Origin of the sequence: Nostoc sp. CHAB 5836 (assembly GCF_020829445.1) — a bacterium.
Taxonomy (GTDB): Bacteria; Cyanobacteriota; Cyanobacteriia; order Cyanobacteriales; family Nostocaceae; genus Nostoc.
This window is the reverse complement of the sequence record NZ_JAIVFV010000119.1, coordinates 1-21,896: the sequence shown is the minus strand read 5'-3', so window position 1 is coordinate 21,896 and position 21,896 is coordinate 1. Positions and strand designations below refer to the sequence as shown.

Annotated in this window: 21 protein-coding genes and 1 pseudogene; 14 read left to right on the top strand and 8 right to left on the bottom strand. The window is 39.4% G+C overall.

Annotated elements, in window-relative coordinates:
- Positions 1-126: 126 nt before the first annotated feature.
- Positions 127-942, bottom strand: a pseudogene (locus LC605_RS21615) (AAA family ATPase); the annotation flags it as partial.
- A 9-nt stretch (positions 943-951) separates the two neighbouring features.
- Here LC605_RS21615 and LC605_RS33070 point away from each other — a divergent pair.
- From LC605_RS33070 to LC605_RS21580, 8 genes are all read left to right on the top strand, one after another.
- The gene (locus LC605_RS33070; protein ID WP_267868619.1) at positions 952-1,077 is read left to right on the top strand and encodes a hypothetical protein; all 126 of its coding nucleotides are present in this window, start codon (positions 952-954) and stop codon (positions 1,075-1,077) included.
- A 608-nt stretch (positions 1,078-1,685) separates the two neighbouring features.
- Entirely contained in the window at positions 1,686-1,901 is a 216-nt protein-coding gene (gene gvpA / locus LC605_RS21610) for a gas vesicle structural protein GvpA (protein ID WP_045871251.1), read from the top strand.
- Positions 1,902-2,112: 211 nt separating this feature from the next.
- Complete coding sequence (gvpC, locus tag LC605_RS21605; RefSeq protein WP_229549583.1) at positions 2,113-2,532, top strand: gas vesicle protein GvpC; 420 nt, start codon at positions 2,113-2,115, stop codon at positions 2,530-2,532.
- Between the two features lie 307 nt (positions 2,533-2,839).
- Positions 2,840-3,940 (top strand): gas vesicle protein GvpN, encoded by a 1,101-nt coding sequence (gene gvpN / locus LC605_RS21600; RefSeq protein WP_229549582.1) that lies wholly within the window; start codon positions 2,840-2,842, stop codon positions 3,938-3,940.
- Between the two features lie 110 nt (positions 3,941-4,050).
- Entirely contained in the window at positions 4,051-4,431 is a 381-nt protein-coding gene (locus LC605_RS21595) for a gas vesicle protein (protein ID WP_229549581.1), read from the top strand.
- 37 nt (positions 4,432-4,468) lie between these two features.
- A complete protein-coding gene (locus LC605_RS21590) occupies positions 4,469-4,942 on the top strand; it encodes a gas vesicle protein K (RefSeq protein ID WP_229549580.1) in 474 nt (157 codons plus the stop codon).
- Positions 4,943-5,251: 309 nt separating this feature from the next.
- Complete coding sequence (locus tag LC605_RS21585; protein WP_229549579.1) at positions 5,252-5,989, top strand: GvpL/GvpF family gas vesicle protein; 738 nt, start codon at positions 5,252-5,254, stop codon at positions 5,987-5,989.
- An 11-nt stretch (positions 5,990-6,000) separates the two neighbouring features.
- Entirely contained in the window at positions 6,001-6,366 is a 366-nt protein-coding gene (locus LC605_RS21580; RefSeq protein ID WP_229549578.1) for a gas vesicle protein GvpG, read from the top strand.
- A gap of 311 nt (positions 6,367-6,677) precedes the next feature.
- Here the strand turns inward: LC605_RS21580 and LC605_RS21575 are convergent, their stop codons facing one another.
- The gene (locus LC605_RS21575; protein WP_229549577.1) at positions 6,678-6,992 is read right to left on the bottom strand and encodes a gas vesicle protein; all 315 of its coding nucleotides are present in this window, start codon (positions 6,990-6,992) and stop codon (positions 6,678-6,680) included.
- 153 nt (positions 6,993-7,145) lie between these two features.
- Between LC605_RS21575 and LC605_RS21570 the strand changes: the two genes are divergently transcribed.
- The 5 genes from LC605_RS21570 to LC605_RS21550 all read left to right on the top strand — a co-directional run bounded on the left by LC605_RS21570 (position 7,146) and on the right by LC605_RS21550 (position 12,986).
- The gene (locus LC605_RS21570) at positions 7,146-7,829 is read left to right on the top strand and encodes a GvpL/GvpF family gas vesicle protein (protein WP_229549576.1); all 684 of its coding nucleotides are present in this window, start codon (positions 7,146-7,148) and stop codon (positions 7,827-7,829) included.
- 39 nt (positions 7,830-7,868) lie between these two features.
- Complete coding sequence (locus tag LC605_RS21565) at positions 7,869-9,773, top strand: ArsA family ATPase (protein WP_229549575.1); 1,905 nt, start codon at positions 7,869-7,871, stop codon at positions 9,771-9,773.
- 405 nt (positions 9,774-10,178) lie between these two features.
- Positions 10,179-12,020, top strand: a complete 1,842-nt coding sequence (locus LC605_RS21560; RefSeq protein ID WP_229549574.1) for an AAA family ATPase — start codon at positions 10,179-10,181, stop codon at positions 12,018-12,020.
- Positions 12,021-12,215: 195 nt separating this feature from the next.
- Entirely contained in the window at positions 12,216-12,488 is a 273-nt protein-coding gene (locus LC605_RS21555; RefSeq protein WP_229549573.1) for a hypothetical protein, read from the top strand.
- Between the two features lie 60 nt (positions 12,489-12,548).
- Positions 12,549-12,986 carry a nitrogen fixation protein gene (locus tag LC605_RS21550; protein WP_229549572.1) on the top strand — a complete coding sequence of 146 codons (438 nt, stop codon included), beginning with the start codon at positions 12,549-12,551 and terminating at the stop codon, positions 12,984-12,986.
- A 329-nt stretch (positions 12,987-13,315) separates the two neighbouring features.
- On the opposite strand, the gene LC605_RS21545 is transcribed toward LC605_RS21550, so the two are convergent.
- The 6 genes from LC605_RS21545 to LC605_RS21520 all read right to left on the bottom strand — a co-directional run bounded on the left by LC605_RS21545 (position 13,316) and on the right by LC605_RS21520 (position 21,078).
- Positions 13,316-14,086 (bottom strand): peptidylprolyl isomerase, encoded by a 771-nt coding sequence (locus LC605_RS21545; protein WP_229549571.1) that lies wholly within the window; start codon positions 14,084-14,086, stop codon positions 13,316-13,318.
- Positions 14,087-14,260: 174 nt separating this feature from the next.
- A complete protein-coding gene (locus tag LC605_RS21540) occupies positions 14,261-15,301 on the bottom strand; it encodes an aldo/keto reductase (RefSeq protein ID WP_229549570.1) in 1,041 nt (346 codons plus the stop codon).
- Positions 15,298-16,401 (bottom strand): T3SS effector HopA1 family protein, encoded by a 1,104-nt coding sequence (locus LC605_RS21535; RefSeq protein WP_229549569.1) that lies wholly within the window; start codon positions 16,399-16,401, stop codon positions 15,298-15,300. The genes LC605_RS21540 and LC605_RS21535 overlap by 4 nt, the downstream gene beginning before the upstream one ends.
- A gap of 653 nt (positions 16,402-17,054) precedes the next feature.
- Positions 17,055-18,224 carry a phosphotransferase gene (locus LC605_RS21530; RefSeq protein WP_229549568.1) on the bottom strand — a complete coding sequence of 390 codons (1,170 nt, stop codon included), beginning with the start codon at positions 18,222-18,224 and terminating at the stop codon, positions 17,055-17,057.
- 280 nt (positions 18,225-18,504) lie between these two features.
- Positions 18,505-18,696: a hypothetical protein gene (locus LC605_RS21525; RefSeq protein WP_229549567.1), complete on the bottom strand. Its 192-nt coding sequence runs from the start codon at positions 18,694-18,696 to the stop codon at positions 18,505-18,507.
- Between the two features lie 1,629 nt (positions 18,697-20,325).
- Complete coding sequence (locus LC605_RS21520; protein WP_229549566.1) at positions 20,326-21,078, bottom strand: peptidylprolyl isomerase; 753 nt, start codon at positions 21,076-21,078, stop codon at positions 20,326-20,328.
- Between the two features lie 281 nt (positions 21,079-21,359).
- On the opposite strand from LC605_RS21520, the gene LC605_RS21515 reads away from it, so the two are divergent.
- Positions 21,360-21,641, top strand: coding sequence for a hypothetical protein (locus tag LC605_RS21515; RefSeq protein ID WP_229549565.1), 282 nt, complete (start codon positions 21,360-21,362; stop codon positions 21,639-21,641).
- Positions 21,642-21,896 lie beyond the last annotated feature (255 nt).

Genomic DNA, 21,896 nt, shown 5'->3' with positions numbered 1-21,896 from the left:
TTTTATGTGCATTTCTATAGTACGAAAGTACTATTTATTGGCGATCGCCCTGTGCTAGTGGCGTCGTTATTCAATACATCCGCACTAAAATTTAGCGATCGCCTGTGCCAGTTGCGTAAGTCCTGTCTGATACAAAGTGCCATCCAGCAAACTCAGAATGTGTTCGGTTTTGTTATTGTATTGCGCTACCTCAGAAGCACGATTTTGAGCTAGATTATCAGCTTCGTTAATCACGATACAAATACGCTCTATGTAAGTCGGTGGGACAAAATTAGCGATCGCATCATGATCTAAAATAAAAATTACATACCCTAAAGGTACAAGAATTTCCTTTGCTACTGCCTGTGTCCAGACTGTTTTACCAGTACCTGGTTGCCCATGTACAACAACCGCTAACTGGTTTTGATTCAGAATCGCTTGCTGTACAGAATCAGTAAAGTTTTGGATATCTGCGGGAAATGTCCGAATGGAAAATTGACTATGAACTTTGCCTACACGGCTTTGATATCCACTCAGCATTACCGCTAAGTCGTAAGTTGCTTTGTTAATTAGTGGCGCGAGATTTTTCGCCATTAAGCTATATTGTCGTCGCCCGCGATCGTAGGGATCAATTTGCAACCAAACATCATAATTCGACCAGTAAGCATAAACAGTATTAATAACGTCTAAACGTTCCCAGCTAACAAATTTATCTATAGGAAAATAAAAATCTCTTTCTGAGTAATACTGGGTAATAATGTCGGGATTACCCAACACACCTAAAACTCGCAGTACAGTAATTTCTTGCAGTCGGTTAAGAACATAATCAATAGGAATACTGCTACGACTGACAAATTGCACAATAGGCGTTTCCGTACTCAAAACATCTTTGTAGCGATGATCCGGTGATTGAGGATCTGGTGTGATGTAATTCCAAAACTTTTCAACTTCGTAGCGAGTATTAGATGATCTATGGTAACAATAACCATAGCGATCGCAAAAACTATTATGACTATCAGTAATTCAGCAGTAGACATAGGAGTGAAAAAGAATTGTTTTGACGTAGCAGTGCTACGTCTCTACAAAAGTTCTGGGTAACGCATATTTAATTTCACCAGATGTCTAGTAATTCCAGTGACAGAGTTGCCACGAATCTTTGAGAAATTTTATCCCGTCTCCAATGCAGACATCTAAAATCAAGGTGGCTTGGGATTAGGTTTATCTGTACTAGCTTCTATAGACATGATTTTCTTCCCAAGATAATTGTTGAAAATATCCTATGTTATTTACCCAAGGTTTTATTAACCGTAATATTACGTATATCTAAAAAAAATAGCTCTAAGAATATTCGTGCATTTACTTATTAAATTACTCGTAAAACACAGTTAGACCTCAAATTCATATATTGGGTAAAAATAATTCTAAAAAACTGATAACAACAAAAAGTTTACACTAAAGCTTACAAAAAACCAAGCTTATCTGTGAAAACTTACATTCAAATCAAAAGTTTTATACAAAACAAACACAAATCAAACATCAAAGCTCTCTTATTTTGAGAATAATTATTGTTTTTGTAATTCTTTACAATTTTCATCCAGGTAAACTCTTTACATACCTGAAAACGTGTGTTTAATTTAATTCAGTAGCAAGCGAAGGCAAATGCATCGCTAATAGTAAAAATCAACAATGAGTTAAGGTATCAAATCATGGCAGTCGAAAAAACCAATTCTTCTTCGAGTTTGGCAGAAGTTATTGACCGGATCTTAGACAAAGGCATCGTTGTAGATGCTTGGGTACGTGTTTCCTTAGTTGGTATTGAATTACTTGCAATCGAAGCTCGTATCGTCATTGCTTCTGTTGAAACCTACTTGAAATATGCAGAAGCAGTAGGTTTAACACAGTCCGCAGCCGTACCTGCTTAATTATTAAGTAGATGCAATTCAATTAGAATTATGACCTAGGTAATTCTAGTTATTAATTCTGTTTTTTGTTAATTATCCTGATACTGATAAATCTGGATTGATCAAAGGATAAAACACAAAAAGCAGCTATTGTTTGAGCTACATTTACTGGAAAATCAATATCCAGTAAATATAGTTTATTTACGATTTTAATAATATTGCGGAGAACCTCATGACGGCTTTAATGGAAAAAATCCGGCAAGAGCATCAGTCGATAGCCGAGGAAGTAACTGAACTATTTACAAAAACTCATGAATTCTTGTCTGCGACAACAGCAAACAGACAAGTTAAAGCCAAAAAGCAAGCACAAGAGTTGCATCAGTTTCACCAAAACCTAGAGCAAACAACTCACGACTTTCTCACAGAAACCGCTCAAGAAAGGTTTGCTCAAGCTGAAGCACAAGCAAGCTTTTTGCATGAATTCTGTCAAGAACTTGAGCAAACAACCCACGACTTTCTAGCTGAAACAGCAAAGAACAGAACTAAGCAAGCCAAAGCACAAAGGCAAAATTTGCATCAATTCCGTCAAGATTTGTTTGCTAGCATTTTTGGCACATCTAGTGGGAGCATCCCAAATGTGCAAAAACGTTGATAGCCCTGGTCAACTAGACTAAATAGTAAAACCCCCTAATCTTACAGTTAAATAACTGGTCAAAAAAGGGGGAAATTTAACAATGAGTTCTAATGTAAAACCTTAGATATCTTATGCTATCTATTAATTTAGTATAAGGAAGTTACCAAGTCTTAAAGTTTTTTTCCTCAGCTTGCTTTTTGTAATTCAAAAGAATCAGTTTTTGGATTGATAACTATGATAACCACATTAGCATATCAATTTCAAAATTGCAATCTCAGGATCGGAATTTTTTGTCTCGAAAAACTACTTTTCATCATCGGAATTTATGACCACCACTGCAAATAACAACAAAAGGGCTGTTCTTCGTGTCCGTCCTGGGCAATTTATCGTCACACCTGCGATCGAGCGGGTCGCAATTCGGGCGTTGCGTTATCTGGCATCCGGGTTTGCTATTCACTTACGTGGCCCAGCCGGCAGTGGGAAAACAACCTTAGCCATGCACCTGGCTAACCGCCTAGATAGACCAATCATGTTGATTTTCGGAGATGATGAATTTAAAAGTTCTGATTTGATTGGTAGTGAATCCGGTTACACCCATAAAAAGTTGCTGGACAATTACATTCACAGCGTTCTGAAAGTTGAAGACGAATTTAAACAAAATTGGGTTGATTCTAAACTAACTCTAGCTTGTCGAGAAGGCTTAACCTTGGTCTACGACGAATTTAACCGTTCGCGACCGGAAGTGAATAACGTCTTGCTATCTGCTTTAGAAGAAAAAATTCTCACCTTTCCTCCCAGCAGTAATCAGCCAGAATACCTGCACGTTCATCCCCAATTTCGGGCTATTTTTACCTCCAACCCAGAAGAGTACTGCGGAGTCCATGCGACTCAGGATGCTTTGCTGGATAGGTTGGTAACTATTAATATGCCAGAACCGGACGAGCTAACTCAAACCGAGATCTTAGCGAATAAAACAGGCATCAACAGACCAGATGCTCACTTAATTGTGCAGTTAGTTAAAGCATTTCGCTTACGTACAGGTGAGGAGAAGACCTCCGGATTGCGGTCTTGTTTGATGATTGCTAAAGTATGTGCGGAACACAATATTTTGGTATCACCAGAAAATTCTGATTTTCGGGAAATTTGTGCAGATGTGCTGTTGAACCGCACCAATTGGTCTGCTAGCGAAGCGACAATGATTTTTCTAGAACTACTCAACCACCTAAGCCTACAGACAATAGAGGAACTAGATAATAGTATCACATTAGAAGATACAGATGCGATCGCTGAAGGCGGGTTTCCAACCATCATTGATTCTGACTTTAGCACTCTTGATGGAGAAGTGCCGCAACAGCCAGTAGTAGACATCTCCGAAAAAGAATGTAGAGACGTCGCACTGCTATGTCTCTACAAGGGTTCTAAGTAACGCATATTTAATTTCTGGAAATGTCTAGTAGATAGTTCTATTCTCTAGAGCCATTGGGCTTGGTCAGCAAGAATAACCGTGCATATACCTATTGAAGAGCCGAATTAATCGTGACTACTACCCCACTACACTCAACACGTCCTCAAACTAACTCAAATCGAGTAGTTCCTACATCTACACAAGGCTCCACCTTAGCGGATATTCTCGAAAGAGTTTTAGATAAAGGAATTGTGATTGCTGGTGACATTTCTATATCTATTGCCTCAACTGAACTGATACATATTCGGATTCGCCTGTTAATTTCTTCAGTTGATAAAGCTCGTGAGATGGGTATAAATTGGTGGGAAAGTGACCCCTATCTCAGTACTAAAGCTCAACGTTTATTTGAAGAAAACCAACAACTTCAACAACGGCTAGAAAGTCTAGAAACACAACTACGTTCACTCACATCTGCAAGTGTGAAAGATGATGACTCAAGTCTCAACGATTGAATCGAATTAAAGAAATTTAGAAAAGTTAGATAGCATCATGACAATGGTTTGTACTCCAGTTGAAAAGTCTCCCTCCAAGCTACCTAGCACTTCTAAACCTAACAGTAAAGCAGGTTTAGCTCCTTTACTTTTGACTGTAGTGGAACTAGTACGCCAGCTAATGGAGGCACAAGTAATTCGGCGCATGGAACAAGACTCTCTCAGCGAATCTGATTTAGAACGAGCAAGCGAAAGTTTGCAAAAGTTAGAAGAACAAGTTTTAAACTTGTGTCAGATTTTTGAGATTGAACCAGCAGACTTGAATATAAATTTAGGAGATGTTGGTACTCTTTTGCCATCACCGGGATCTTATTATCCAGGTGAGATTGGGAATCAACCTTCTATACTAGAACTACTAGACCGTCTTTTAAACACCGGAATTGTTGTGGATGGTGAAATAGATTTAGGTATAGCTCAACTCAATCTCATTCATGCTAAGTTGCGGTTAGTTTTAACCTCAAGACCGTTGTAATTACAAATAGGACTTACGCAACTGGCACACTAAGTAAGTTGGCGCAATTAAAGTTAACTGGCTAAGGCTGTCATTTGTCATTGGTCATTTGTCATTAGTAAAGGTTTTAAGCTTCTTTATGTTTCATAACATAGTTGATTTTTTTCGCACCAACGTACTTAGAACAAGAATGAAGGTGGTCAATAGTCAATAATCCACAGTTAAAAGTTAAATCAAGTTGGACTATTGAGTATTGACAGCCTTATGAATAAATCTCTGACATTTGCGTAAGCTTTGATAATTCCTTTAGTTTGAGTATTCTTTAGCATTATGACATTTGGTCTTTACGTATACGGTATTTTTCCTGAGCCAATTCCAGCAACAGTTGTTCTTAAAGGATTGGATTCTCAACCTGTCTATAGTCAAGTAATTGGTGGATTTACTTTTTTATATTCCGAGGCACAGCAGGAAAAATATTTAGCTTCTCGACGCAATTTAATCAACCATGAACAGGTTCTAGAACAAGCTATGCAAGCTGGATTTAGAACCTTACTGCCTTTACGTTTTGGATTAGTTGTAAAAAATTGGGAAACAGTAGTTACACAACTACTTCAACCATATAAAGAGCAGTTACAAGAGCTATTCCAAAAATTATCTGGACGCCGAGAGGTCAGTATTAAAATTTTCTGGGATAGCAAATCTGAATTACAAGCATTAATGGAGTCTCATGAAGACTTGAAACAAAAGCGAGACCAAATGGAAGGAAAGCCATTAAGTATGGAGGGGGTAATTCACATTGGACAATTAATTGAAAGTAATTTAGCAAGTCGCAAAGAATCTATAATTCAAGTGTTTTTTAATGAGTTAAAACCATTGGCAAATGAGATTATCGAAAATGAACCAATGACAGAAGACATGATTTATAACGCTGCCTTTTTGATTCCTTGGGAAGACGAATCTATATTTAGCGAACAAGTGGAAGCGATTGATCAAAAATTTGGTGAACGTTTACGCATTCGCTACAACAACTTTACTGCACCTTATACATTTGCTCAAATTTATTCATAGGAGTCAATATTATGCTAGGGAAAATCTTACTATTGCCAATTAGTGGTCTTATGTGGATTGGAGAACAAATTCAAGAGCGCACTAACACTGAATTTGATGCTCAAGAAGATCTCCATAAACAATTATTAATTCTGCAATTAAGATTTGATATGGGCGAACTTTCTGAAGAAGATTTTGATATTCAAGAAGAACAACTTCTGTTAAAAATTCAATCTTTAGAAGAAGAGTCTCGCCTGGATCTAGAGTCCGAAGAAGATGAAGATTATCCAGCACAATCTGAGTTTATAGATGTATTTGAAGAAAATGAACTTAACCAAGACCAATGCGTATTTGTAAAAGAATATGAAGACAATGAAAATCTAGTTTTATCGCCCTAGTAAGTAGTGAACACGAACTAGTTTCCAGAATGATTCGCTTGTAGTAAGGGCTTCAGCCCTGCTTTTATGCAACTTAGATGCTACTGCCCATAGGTGTCAACTTAACGTAAAACGGGCGGTTAGAAACCGCGTCTACACAAACTCTCACCCACCGACCTGGGTTTCAAAACCTTGATTTGACTCGCAAAGTTGATTTATTTACCCCTAGCTAGTTAATCTATATAATTAAACAATTAATAATCCGCGAAAGCTGGTTATTAATTGTTTAATTTCTATTCTGATTCTCAACTAACTTTGCAGAATTTTAGAGTTTAATATTCAATCTCAAAAGTCTGGTATTTCTTAGTTTCAAATAATGTTTTTGGACGCGCCACCGGAGGAACTGCTGACTCAAACTGACGCGATTGATGAATATTACTCTCTGTGGAATTTATCTGGCTTTGTAGGGTTAATAAACGTTGTTTAAGTAGCCCTGTCTGTTGCTCAATAAAAGCTAACTCTTGCTGAATACGTTGCTTTTCTGTGATTAGCTTATAAAGTTCTAATTGATTAGACGCTTCAGATTTATTTCGAGGCATCGTGCTAACTTTATGTCTAATAATTCCTTGATTACCTATTTTTTTCATGATACATTCCGGAATATTTGATATGTATTATAACTAAGATTTTAACAATGTAAATAGTTTCCTAAATTTCAGCATTTTTTTGATTTTTATGCCAAGATGATTGTTCTGGTGAGTGTGGGTTATAATTTTTAAGTTTTTTATCTGGTTAAAATCATGCGATCGCCAAATTTCTACACTTATGCCTTTATAAATACTCCTGATTTTCCTGTGAATTTACCAGAAGGCAATCTTGGTGAATTACGCTTAATTAGTGGCAATAAGCTTTCAGCTGTTGTAGAACCGGAAATATCTTTAGAAGCAAGCCAAAATAATGACGAAGAAATTATCAAAATGGTTTTAGCCCACGATCGCGTCATTTGTGAACTATCTCGTCAGATGACAGTTTTACCTTTGCGTTTTGGCACTTATTTTATTTCCCAAGAGACATTGTTAAATCATATAGAATCTCATGGTCAGGAATATCAAGAGAAACTAAATCACATTCAGGGAAAAAACGAATATACTTTAAAGGTCATTCCTCACAAAGTTGAAGAGCTTGCAAAGCAATCTGGAGCAAATGGAAGAGACTATTTTTTAGCGAAAAAACAACATTATCAGCATCAAAAAAGCTTTATTGCTGCCCAAAATGAGGAGAAATCTAATTTAATTAATTTCATAAAGGAAATTTATCAATCATCTGCGATCGTTCAAGATCATGCCGAAGAAGTACGGCTTCATCTTTTAGTTGATCACCATGATAAAGCTTTACTTTTAAAACAAGTGCTAACTTTACAAAAGAAATGCTCTCATTGGAATTTAATTTTGGGAGAACCTCTTCCCCCCTATCACTTTATTTAATTATTACTAACAAGTTTTTTGGGAGTTTTTAATTTAATTATGAACTACTACGATTCATTACATTTAGTTATGTTTAGCGGCAAAGGTGGGGTTGGTAAAACTACCATTTCTTGCACTTTTGCGCGTTATTGGGCGAGAAAGTTTCCTGAAGAAAAAATTCTGTTAATTTCTACAGATCCGGCACATTCTTTAGGTGATGTATTGCAATCAGAAGTTAAAGATATTGCAGTACCATTAACAGATTTACCTAACTTGAGCGTTCAAGCACTGGATGCTCAAAAATTGTTGTTGGCATTTAAAGCCAAATATAGCCACTTTTTAGAAATACTGATAGAGCGTGGTAGTTTAGCTGATGGGGGCGATTTAGCACCAGTATGGGATTTAAACTGGCCTGGTTTAAATGAATTAATGGGGTTGCTAGAAATTGAACGTTTGCTGGTTGAAAAAGAGGTAGATCGTGTAGTTATAGACATGGCTCCTTCTGGTCATACCTTAAATTTATTAGGCTTAAAAGATTTTTTAGATGTTATTTTAAATTCCTTAGAATTGTTTCAAGAAAAACATCGGGTAATCACCAAAACTTTTACAGGTAGTTATACGGCTGATGAAATCGATAACTTTTTAGTAGAAATGAAAACTGAATTAGCAGAAGGTAGACGTTTACTGCAAGATGAAAAGTTTACAGGTTGTTTGGTTGTAGGTATTTCTGAACCGATGTGTTTTTTAGAAACTGAGCGCTTTCTGAATAGTTTAGAAACCTTAGAAGTTCCCTACGCCGGATTGTTCATCAATCGAATTTTGCTAAATTCGGAGCTAGAACCAGACCGTTATGCCGAACAGCAAAATCTACTGAATAAATACTTAAAACTTACCCCTAATCACCCTGTTTTTACCTTACCGCAGCAGAGAGTAGAACCCTTGGGTGGGGTGGCATTAGATTCTCTAGCGTCCCAAATTCAACAAATTGAAACTGTTGAACTTGTTCCACAACCAGTGATTCAATGGCCTGCGAAAGTTTTACCTAGCTTCCATGATTTTGTCAATGAAGGATGCCAACTAATTATTGTTGGTGGTAAAGGAGGTGTGGGTAAAACGACGGTAGCAGCTGCGATCGCTTGGGCTTCTTCTCAACAACATCCAGATAAGAAAATTAGAGTAATTTCTATAGACCCAGCCCATTCTTTAGGAGATGCCTTTGGAAGAAATCTAGGACATGAACCTATATCTTTAGCATCTAATTTAAGTGGGCAAGAAATTGATGGTAATCGACTTTTAGAGCAATTCCGTGCAGATTATCTGTGGGAATTGGCAGATATGATTAGTGGTGAAGGTTCGCAAACAGAGACAACAGTAAATGTTGCTTATGTTCCAGAGGCATGGCGGCAGATTATGTCTCAAGCTTTACCGGGTATTGATGAGATGCTAGCTCTAATTACTGTGATGGATTTATTGGACAGCAAACAGCAAGATTTAATTATTTTAGATACAGCACCAACTGGTCATCTATTGCGATTTTTAGAAATGCCATCGGCTTTAGGTGATTGGTTATCTTGGATATTTAAACTGTGGATAAAATATCAAGATGTTTTGGGCAGAGTTGATTTTATTGGACGCTTACGGCATTTACGCCAACAAATTGTCCAAGCACAGAAAAAGTTAAAAAATCATCAAGCTACTCAATTTATTGGTGTTATTCAGTCAGAATATGCAATTATATCCGAACACATACGCTTAACAGAATCTCTCAAAAAGATGGGAGTTGAGCAGCGCTATGTAGTTCAAAATCGCTATAGTGAAAAACTAGAAATTGATGGGAGTTTATTTCCAGCGCAAACTATGATTCGTCTACCTGGTTTACCCCGTTATGTGGAGCCTATAGCCCGAATTGAAGGGGCAGCAAATCTTTTATTTGAATTCGAGAAATTAACTGCAAATAAAAGATGATCACGGCTAAATAAGTAAGTCGGTGAGAATAAATAAAACTATAGGAATCCTACTTGAATCTTGCTCAGTATACTGAGAAGTCAAGCTTTGTATGTCAAGCTTCTATAGGACTCATATTTGATTTTTGAAATACACGTAGTAGCGTGTCAAGCCTAAAATGATGTAATAAACGTAGGTTGGGTTAAACGAAGTGAAACCCAACACCGAGATCCACGTTGGGTTTCGCTCGGCTCAACCCAACCTACTAGCTATGATTCGTCTACCTGGTTTACCCCGTTATGTGGAGCCTATAGCCCGAATTCAAGGGGCAGCAAGTCTTTTATTTGAATTCGAGAAATTAACTGTAAATAAAAGATGACCACGGCTAAATACAAGTAGAATTATCGAGATTTATGGAGTTATTATATGAGTGATTTATTCAAGGGATTTGAACAGTTAATTGAACTAGTTAAAACTTTAGAAGAAAAAGCAGAAAAGGGAGAAATTAAGACGGATTTCCAGATTAACTCCCGTTCCATGAGCAATATTCCTCGGTCTGGGAATATACCGCGTCCTAATAATATGGCTAACGATATTGGCACAAGCCGTATCCGCACCCAACCCTCTCCTAATTCTGATCCAGGAAAAGGAGAGACATCTGACGTTGTTGTACCACCTGATTCTCCTTCTGGTAATGCTTTGAAAGATATCGGGGGACTTGGTGAGATTCTCAAAGAACTTAAAGAACTCATCGCTATTCCCTTAAAACGTCCTGACTTGCTGGCTAAATTGGGGCTGGAACCAACCAGGGGTGTACTTTTAGTTGGGCCTCCTGGTACTGGTAAAACCCTAACTGCGCGTGCTTTAGCTGAAGAACTCGGCGTTAACTACATTGCTCTTGTGGGGCCGGAAGTCATCAGCAAATATTATGGTGAAGCCGAGCAAAAACTTCGGGGCATCTTTGAGAAAGCTGCTAAGAATGCTCCCTGTATTATCTTCATTGATGAAATCGATAGCCTCGCTCCAGACCGCAATTCTGTAGAAGGTGAAGTGGAAAAGCGCGTTGTGGCTCAACTATTGGGTCTGATGGATGGTTTTTCTCAAAGCCTTGGTGTGATTGTTCTGGCTGCAACGAACCGCCCAGACCATCTTGACCCAGCTTTGCGTCGTCCGGGACGATTTGACCGGGAAGTCCAGTTTCGCATTCCTGATGCTAAAGGACGCAGAGATATTCTGGAAATTCTCACCCGCGCCATGCCTTTAGATGAAACGGTTAACCTAGATGTCATCGCTGAAGGGGCTGTGGGATTTGTGGGAGCCGATTTGAAAGCTGTTTGTCAAAAAGCGGCTTATACAGCCTTGCGTCGGCAAATTCCTTCGATTGAGGGACGAATTCCTGAAAAAATGACGGTTAACCAAGCTGACTTTTTGCAAGGACTCAAAGAAATTAAACCGGCTGTGTTGCGCAGTGTAGAAGTGGAAGTTCCTCATATCGCCTGGGAAGATATTGGCGGTTTGGATAAGATTAAGGAAACCCTACGGGAATCAGTAGAAGGGGCGCTACTGTATCCAGAACTTTACCTGCAAACTAAAGCACTAGCACCCAAAGGAATCTTGCTGTGGGGGCCACCGGGGACAGGAAAAACTTTATTAGCCAAAGCTGTTGCTTCCCAAGGCAAAGCTAATTTTATTAGTGTCAACGGCCCGGAATTACTCACCCGTTGGGTAGGTGCGAGTGAACAGGCGGTGCGGGAATTATTTGCTAAGGCGCGTCAGGCAGAGCCTTGTGTAGTATTTATTGATGAAATTGATACTTTAGCCCCAGCACGCGGCAGTTACAATGGTGATTCAGGAGTGAGCGATCGCGTAGTCGGTCAATTACTCACTGAGTTGGATGGTATAGAAGTGGGAAGCACTATCTTGGTGATTGGGGCGACCAATCGACCTGATGCTCTTGACCCAGCTTTGTTACGAGCTGGACGCTTGGATTTACAGATGAAGGTAGATTTACCAGATTTAGCTAGTCGCTTGGCAATTCTGCAAGTCCATAGTCAAGGGCGACCCTTAGAAGATGTGGATTTAAACTATTGGGCAGAGATGAGCAAAGACTGGAATGGTGCAGACTTAACTTTACTGTGCAATCAAGCGGCGGTAGAAGCAATTCGTCGTTTTCGCTCTCAAGGATTGACAGAGCCTTCTGATATCAGGATTACTACTGATGATTTCAATTATGCTTATCAAGTTCTAACTCAACAGCGCCCAGATTAACTCTCTGACTTTTCACGGTATCTGGAAAACCTCTCTTCTATTTCTCTCTCCTAAAAGGAGAGAGACTTTATTTTCAGGACATAAATGTTTTAGTTATGTCTACTTTACAGTTCTACAAATAGAATAAGTAGGTTTCTTTTTTCCTATAATAAGGACAATATTAGGCAATAGTCAAGAATTCAGAGGAAAATGAACATGGAAGGGAAAGAAAGAAAGTATAACAGTCAACTTGAAATTAGCGATTTGATTGATGGTGCTGTGAAGAATGCTATGACACGTCGCAACGAAGTTTTGGATTCAGAAGAAACTTTGTTATCTATGTCTGACGAGGAAGCAAAAAGCGTTACAGGTGGAATATCATTGAATCCCACAATAGTTTGGAAGCCTTTTACTCCTGTTGTTACAGCAGGAATCATAATAAGACAAGACCCCTGCTGTGCTGGCGGCGTTGGCATAGTCATTAGTTAAACCTTTGTGAGAAATCCGGGCTTATATTCATAAAGATTCTCTCCACTGGAGGCTCAATTGATGGAAGATATTGCTGTTGATAAAACTACACTTTGCCCCAGTGCTAGACCGGAATCGGAGGATAGTGTTGTTTTCGGAATCATCAGTGGAACAGTTGCAGAACCCCGTGTAACTTATCTTAAACAGCCCTTGCCTATCACGGATGAACTGATAGCAAAAGTTAGTCCAGTTACACCAGCCGAAGTTTTTCGGACGGCATCAGCTTGTGCTACTAAAGGTTGCCAGCATTTTGATGGACAAGATTGCCGTCTAGCAATGCGAATTGTAGAAAATTTACCTCCAGTAGCAGAAGAACTACCCCCCTGTTCCATACGCCGAAATTGTCGGTGGTGGCAGCAAGAAGGCAAGGCAGCTTGTATGCGTTGTCCGCAAATGATTACAGATAACTACAACGCATCTGAATTAATGCGTCAGGTGGCTGCGCCTACTGCTGGTTAAGGAAATCATCAGACTAGAGTTTGGACTAGGGCGTGTTTTCAGAGTTAAAGACCAATACGCTTGGCTTTGTGGATAATTGTAGGTTGGGTTGAACTTTAGTGTTACCCAACAAAAGCCCGAAAATGTTGGGTTTCGTTCCTCGACTACACATTTTTATTTTTGGGCTTAACCCAAGCGTATTGAGTTAAAGACGGGCTAAAAGGATATTTGAAAAGTATTTCACTGTGACTTTAGGCACTTTTAGATCCCCCAAATTAAATATGCGTTACCCAGAACCCTTGTAGAGACGTAGCAGTGCTACGTCTCTACATTTTTTTTCACTCCTATGTCTAATGGTAGGAATTTTTCAAATTTTGCAACCACACTTCAAACAACGAGTCCATAATTTGTTCTCTCACTCCTTGATTCAATTCTATGGGGAACCACTTTTCCGCTCTCAGAACGTGATACCCTACTTTTGTTTGCACAGGGCCAATAATTTCACCTTCCTTAGCTTCGGCGAGAGGTTTGGCAATTTCCGGTATCAGTTCTACTAAATAGCGAATTCCTACAAAGCCACCATTTTCTTGCGACTGCTTACCCTTAGAATGTTCCAAAGCCAAAGCACAGAAAGAAGCTTGTCCTTCGCGGAGGATTTGCACGATTTTCCAAGCAGTTGCCAGGTCAGTAACCAGAATTTGCGATAGCGCCACCCGTCTGTAGTTGTCGCGGTTAGAAACATAAGTGCCATCCACTGTTGCACCGAAGAGATGTTCTTTAAGCTTGTTCTCTAACAGTGTGACTTTAATTCCTTGCGACCATTCCTCTACACTAATACGTTGCTCCTCCAGCCATGCACTAGTTTCTGCATTTCCCCATAATTGGCGTTCCATGCGAAAAGCATCGCCAGCAGCTTGCCATTCATCATCAGATATTTCAATTCCCAACTGGTTGCAGTGGAATAAAACTAATGTTTCACGTTCAGTGGCGATCGCTATTTCTGCAAATCTAGCAGAATGACGCAAATATGCCAAAATTTCTGCATCGGTTGCTGGATGAGCTTGCACGGGTTCGTTGGTTAAAATATTGAGGGGTAAAGTTTGTTCTAATTGTTCGGTCATGGGTTGATGATATTTAAGTAATATAACGCTTCTCGTTTAGATGCAATACACTTTGACCTGACTTCCATTCCTCTCTCCTAAAAGGAGAGAAGCTTACTCCCCTTCCCTTGCAGGGAAGGGGCTGGGGGTTAGGTCTGTATTCCATGCAATTGAAAACCGCTATATGTGTTATTTCTATCTACTAAGTAGCAAACGTTCTCTAGGAATTTCATGAGGTTTGATGCGGTTGCGATGTAAGTCACCGTAAAGGTTGAGGTAGTCGATTTCTTCAGGGGTAAATTTGCCCTTTTGCACAGCCCGAATCGCTGCATCTACTTGTTCACGAGTTTGCCAACCTGCTAAGGCAACATCTACAGGATTTTGACTTAAAGAATAGCGATATAAATCTGGGACTGAAGGTTGCCAGCATCCAGTTGGTAGACTAGCTGGGGGTTCCCAGAGGGCACCAGCCATACCTGATGACTTAAAGGTGACAATCCCTGGTCGATGGGGATCGTTGGCATCCACATGAGGGAAAACCTTTGTTTGGGCTGTACGATGTGCCACGTTGTGCCTCACCATCACAACATCCAATAAAGGGCTATTTACCCACTGTTTTGCTAAATCGTGGTCGTGAAAAGAAGCACCAATATAGCGCACTGCACCCATTTTTTTCAGCTTTTCGGATACGCCAAACATTCTTTCCATTTGGCGCTGACACACTGTATTGGGGCCACGGATATCATCAGAGGCGCTAATACACTTCTCGAATGCAGGATGATTATGCTCATCAATCCAGCCCCAAAAAAATACATCAACGTAGTCAATACCCAGGTCGATAAATTGATCGTACAAATAGCTGACTACTATGTCTGGGGTTTTAACCATGTAACTGACAGTTGCCAGAACTACCTTTTCACGCATTGAGGAACCCCGTCCGCATAATTGGCGGAGTGCAGGACGCATGGAACTATAAATATATTGATGAAAATCGCTGGAGTAGAAAAAGTAGTTAATGCCTTCGTCGAAGGCGTAAAGGGTATCTTCACTGGAGATGTGGCCTCCACCTCCCAATCCTAAACAACTCACAGTTAAGTCAGTCCGACCAAGCTTGCGGTAAAAAGGTAGATCTGATTGAGCAAATCTACTATTAGCAATGGCAAGTTCCTCGGCAGTTGTTAACTGCGGCTGAAAATCATGAGTCTGAATATTAGGAGTAAGATTAGTAATTTTCATAAATTTAAAGCTGAGTAAATATCTTCAGACTTGGCATTGAGGTAAGGACGTTCCAGGTCAATTTCCAGCGCAGAAAATTGTGCCAAAATCGATGCCATCCGACCTTCTGGCGAATTATCCTCTTGCTGCCAAGCTTCTATCAAACCATTGGTTATAATTTGACAGCGATTTGTCCCAAAGCTTTCTTTTTCGCCAAATTTTTGGTTTGGTTCTTCTGCGATCGCTAACCCTGGTGCAATAAGTTTAGTAAATAAGGGGACTTCTGGCAGAAAATGGGATTGGTGTTCTGCATACACCTTTTCTAGTATTGAATGTACAGCTTCATAGTTGTTTTTGTCAAAGTAAAGCACTGCCGAGTCATGACGCCCATAATCTGAAGGGTTGTATAACGCTTTAAAATTGAAAGGTAGGGCGATCGCATTAAGCTGGGTAGTCAAGCTTTCCATGACTGCAACTGCACCATCAGTAGTTAAGTTGAAATAGACTCGTACTATTGAATCTTCACCACTGTAAGACCCGGCATTACTAACTGCCATGTAAAAACCATTTTGCACCAAATTCTTGGGCAGTTTGATCGCAACTGGGTTCCCCACAGTCACAGCTTCATCTTGCGGTTGTAAATGTTTACTGCGCTCAATATGCAGAGTTAAACCACTTTTGTGTACTGCTAAAGCCCCATCTGACTCTTCTTTCACCACCAGCCAATTGGGACTAAAGTAGCCTTCACCCTTGTTACTTTCATGGAGGCGATTGTAAAACACCAGATCCACCCCTAGAAAGGTGTTATTTTCTAAATTTTGATTAACTGCTAAATTTGTTGTTTCCCCATCAAGTGCTAAAGCACGTTTTAAGGAACCATTGTAATAAATACCGTAGAGAAAATTAGATAGTTGGGCGTTTAAATATTTATCTTGTACATCTAAGGGCAATTGCTGAAAGCGTGAGAGTGTCTCATCTGTTATTTCTAGAGGTTTATAGTCGGGATGGCTAATACAAAATTTGGATTTTATTTCAATTTTATTAACAATATCTTGCAATGAACGCTGCAATGACTCTGGAATAGCTGCTAGTTGTATTGGCAACGGATCTAGTAGTTGCATAAGTGTTTGCCCTTTAACTAAGGGGAGATAAGCTTGTGGATTTGATGCTCCCACGGCTAATTAAGATACCACATATAGGAGAGAGAATTCCTTAAGGAATATTACGACTACAGGGGTATAAATCAGACCAATGTATTAAGAAAGTTAGCTGTCTTTACGTAGTGGAAGACTCTGACTAAAGTCTCTTAAACCTAACCCCCAGCCCCTTCCCTACTAGGCTTGGGGAGCCAACCTTCTCAAAGCCCCTCTCCGCTTCGGAGAGGGGTTTGGGGAGAGGTCTACCGACTTGTGCATACACAGTAGCAATTTATCGGAGGGCCCACTTTTCAAACATCCTCTTAAACCTAACCCCCAGCCCCTTCCCTACTAGGCTTGGGGAGCCAACCTTCTCAAAGCCCCTCTCCGCTTCGGAGAGGGGTTTGGGGAGAGGTCTGCCGACTTGTGCATACACAGTAGCAATTTATCGGGGGGCCCACTTTTCAAACATCCTCTGAGACCTAACCCCCAGCCCCTTCCCTACTAGGGTTGGGGAGCAAATCTTCTCAAAGCCCCTCTCCGCGTCGGAGAGGGGTTTGGGGAGAGGTCTTTATCGGGGGGTTAGGGGCGATCAATAAGTGCCTAAAATCATAGTCAATCACTTTTAAAACATCCTTTTAAAAGAGTGGGCTTTCTGCTCTCAACGCTATAAGTTCTGATGCTTGCATCCCAAAAATTGTCGGAATCGATGCTTCTGGACGGCACAATAAAGACTTAGCCACTTGCAGCATACAGATACCCGTGTTACCAAAAGATTTTTGGTATTGCAGGACTGATTGAATAGCGAGAATCAAATTCCAACCAGCAAACTGTACAACTCGTTGTAAAAAATCAGGACGATGCTGTAATATTTCTGGAAAGTGATTTAAATATGCGATCGCTAAAGCAGCAACAGAAGATTGTATCATCTCCAAGGGTGTCATTGCCATCCGCAAGGATTCATCGATACTCATGGTTTTGCTGGTAATCATGCTACCCAACCAGATATGCAAATAGCTACCAATGAGTGTACCTAAATCAAAAGCTGGATCTCCCCAACTACATCTTTCCCAATCAATTAATCGTATCGTGCTGTTGCCAATACCTTGTTCCCAATCATCAGCCACAAGGATATTATTTAATTTTAGATCATTGTGGGTTAAACAATTGGGTTTTAAAGAATTTCCCAGTTCGGCTATGGCTTGACCTAAACTGTCATATCGTTGATAGAGAGAAAAGAATTTCATCCCATCAGCCGGAACAGAACCAAAAATTTCTGGGCTAATTCGTCCCAAATCTTTAACTAAATGCTTAACCGGATCGCTGGCTTCATTTTCTTTTGAGGAAGAGAAAAAATCTTGATAATCTTTATGATTGAAAGTTAAGCTATGGATGTGGGCTAATATTGTGCCTATAGCAGAGGCGATTTCTAAGGGAAAAATATTTTCCTTACCATAGAAAGCCATCAGATCACGATAGTTATCTAAGTAATTAAAAATAATAATGGAATCATCGGGATTAAAGTTAACTCCCTCTGATATCCACTCGCGCATTTGACTTAATTCTGGGAATTTCTGGACAAATTCCTGAATTTGCCATTCTCGCAAAAACTCACCTGCTGGTTTTCCTTCTCGGTTAAGAGGTTCTTGCTTGACCAGTATTTTACGCCCATTTGGGAAGTTTAGCAATAAATTAAAATTTTTGGCTAATTTAGGTTCAATCTGCGTGTGAGCCTGTTCTTCTGGCGTACAGATATCATACTTGATTAGATAATCAAAAATGTTTTGGAAACTCAGAGAAAATGCCATACTTCAACAAGTAATTGAATAGTTGAAAATGCCAAAAAGGTTTAGCTAATACCAATCCGATATTAGGGTGTATATAATTAAATTAGCAATTTATGTAAGGTAGATCAAAAAAGCAAAAGACCCAGCCATTTCAATGATTTTTTTAGGAAAACCAAAGTATTTTTGCGCTTTGCCCTGAAGGGCGAAAGCGATGGCTGGATATTTTGTTACTTGTAAGTTCTTGACAAGGATTAAACTTAGTTTTGTTTAACCTGGATTTGATTGTGATCTAGTACCCAGATTAACCACCACCAACTATTGACACGATGTTAGTATCGCCGACAACTATATTAGTTTTGCTTCTGACTATAATTCTGCTTGCACCTATTGTGTTCGCCATTTCTTGAGCGCCGAGGTCTTTGAGGAAGCTTTCAGAATCTTGGAACAATTCAGAACCAGCAGGACGTAATTCAGAAATTTTAATGGAAGCCATGATGTTTTTCCTTGAATAAAATGGTTTGAGCAACTTGGTTTAGAGAATTAAACGTTTGTTTTGTTTAATCCTTGATTTTATTGTTATTGAATCAACTTTCAAAATCAAGCTTTTTAAATCACCTTTCGAGACACAACTAAAACTTTTATGTCTCGAAATTAAAATATTGCTTTGGCAGTAAATTCTATTGGGATAGAGCTTTACTACTTGTGTATACACCGTAGCTTTTTAAGGGAGGTTGGGGGGATCAATTCAAAATCTACGCAGTATTGATTTCTAGCGCTCTTTTATTCCTCTGGTTATAGAATAGACATCTGGTGAAATTGAATATGCGTTACCCAGAACCCTTGTAGAGACGTAGCAGTGCTACGTCTCTACATTATTTTTCACCAGATGTCTAATATTAAAAGCCTAGTTTTTTCCTGCTTAGTTCCGAACAAAGATTTGTTGTTTGGGTTGATAAAACAAGGCTTTCAACAACATTCAAGGTCAGCATATTTTTTATCTCGCCAGAGACATAAAAGAACGCTAGGTTGGGTTTGAGGCGATGCGTTACCCAAAAAAAACCCATTAGATTGAAAAAGTCAATATTTTATGAATATTTTTACAGACATTAATATAGTAGTTTTGTCTTTTAAGAGACTTCCAATAAATAAATTATTCAATCTTGTGGGGCGATGGTGTCGCCCACCCCACAAGATTGAATAATTTGTAGGTTGGGTTGAGGAACGAAACCCAACATTTTGAAGGATTTGTTGGGTTTCCCTTGGCTCAAGCCAACCTATGAATATTCAAAACCTTCTAGATCCCCCTAAATCCCCCTTATAAAGGGGGACTTTAATTCCGGTTCCCCCCTTTTTTAAGGGGAGTTAGGGGGGATCAACAATTGCCTAAAATCACAGCTAACTACTTTTCAAACAACCTCTAAGAGGAGAGTGAAGCGGAAAAACTTTTGTTGGTTTCAAAGCCTCTCCCCGTTTCGGGGCGATGGTATGGAAGCGGGGTTTCTAGTAGATTGATGGGTAAGCAAGTTCGTAGTCAGGACTTCAGTCCTTATTTCCCAAGCACTAAAGTGCTTACTACAAACCCTCAAAACCAGGGCTATTTCATTCTCATCTAGCCCGCCTCAGAATAAATTCTGAGTCTAATAGCGAAAGTCGTCTCAAGACGACTGAGAAAAGGTTATAGTCCGTTAAAACGGACTTTCGCTATGAGCCAGGAACTTCAGTTCTGGGTGATTTATGTCTAGAATGAAATAGCCCTGCCCTCAAAACTAACTTGACAGACTAAGTACGTTGGTGCGAAAAAAGTCAAGTATGTTACGAAACGTAAATAAGCTTAAAACCTTTACTAATGACCAATGACAAAGGACAAATGACAGCCTTAGCCAGTTAGCTTTATTTGCGCCAACCTACTTACTAGTATACTTTGCGACTTTTCAAACAACCTCTTAGCTCAACTTGATCCAAAATTAAGAACTTGGCTCTCTTGATACGGTAAAAGCCTAGCTTTTTGGGAAAAACTTTTTCTATGTCACTGATTCTCGGTGAAATAGAAAAAGTAAACCTACTGTACAACAAAGATTTCAGCGTCAACTTCAGCCTTGCCAAAAAATGGATAAAGTCGAGCTTAAGCTTTAGAATTAGAGCCTAACTGTTTCAAAACATCAACTTTAGCGATTTGTTTCTTTAGCCATTCAGAAAACAAATTTGAAACAATTTTTTGGTATAAAACATTATCCAATTCCACTTGGATAATCTCCTCCACCAAAATCAGGTGTACTCCCAAAGAAGTCACTATAGGTTTGAGAAGCTGCGGCGGTTTAGCCGCAAAAACAGCAGCAGAAATTTCTGGCTTCAAATCGTGACGATGCACTATCCCTCGATATCCTCCTTTGCGACGTAATTCCGTATCCTGGATGTATTTGTGAGCAACATCATAAAAACTGATCTCACCTTCCTTAATTGCATAAAAGAGTTCTATCGCCAAATCTTCATCATCCAGAAAAATCTCATATATGACGACACCCGCATAATCTAGCTGGTGTTCTAAGAAATAGGGTTCAACTTTATCTGCAAACAGATGAGTGGCTAACTTACTAGAAATGACGGTGTTGTGGACAATTTCTTCATAATCATCTATAGAAAGATTATGTTTTTCCAACCACGCCCAGGTATCATCAGCACTGTTGAGTTTGTTTATTAACCGGATTTGGTCTGCTACTTTCTGAAGTTCCTCTGTCTCTACTTTCAGATTCGCCTCAGATGCGGCATTTTCTACAATCTTGCGGGTAAGAATCCCCTCAACCAACTCAGGAATTTGGCAAGATAGCTTGACTTGAGAAAGAATATCTTCGTTGGTAATAGTGATAGTTTGTGACATGATGTTTCTGCTAAGTAAAGAAACGACGTTAAGCGTGAAATGTTGCCTATAAATATAAAAGGTTAGAGAAAAAACAGGCGATCGCTCAACACCTCATAATATTTTATATGCAACAAACATAACTAGTTTATTGACGCAATTGTAGCATTTTTGTCCTATTTTATGTTTTGACAAGCCTTTAATTAACAAAATAGAATAAAATCAATAACATATTTTTATTTGAGATGAAATATTGAAAATTTAATCCCAAATGAAAATAATTAGTTAGGAGTAAATTGCAAATGGCTAATATTACAATCTCTCAGTTGCATCCTGCTGGGTTTGATCTGTTCATGGATTCTGAAAGCTTTTTTAATGATCTAACAGATGAGGATATCAATATGACTAAAGGTGGAATTATAGCTACATTCCCCACTTTAACCCGCTTCACCCGCCCCACCCGCCCCACCCGCCCCGGCCCCATCAGCCCCGGCCCCATCAGCCCTGGCCCCATCAGCCCTGGCCCCATCAGCCCTGGCCCCATCAGCCCCGTCAGCACCACACTATTTATTAGCGTGAATTAGCCTACTTACAAGACTTTGGTGGTTTAAGTCATGTAGGGTGTGTTAGCAGAGCGTAACGCACCATTCCAAGCGTGTGGTGCGTTACGCTATCGCTAACACACTCTACGTGTATTTGAAAAATCAAATACTAAGTACCTATGCAAAATAAATTGTATATTATGGAAATAGTAATGTAAAATATCTTCTTGGTCACAAGAAGGTCAAAAAAATGCGATTTATTAAAGATTTAACTATTGATACAATCAAATTACTTAA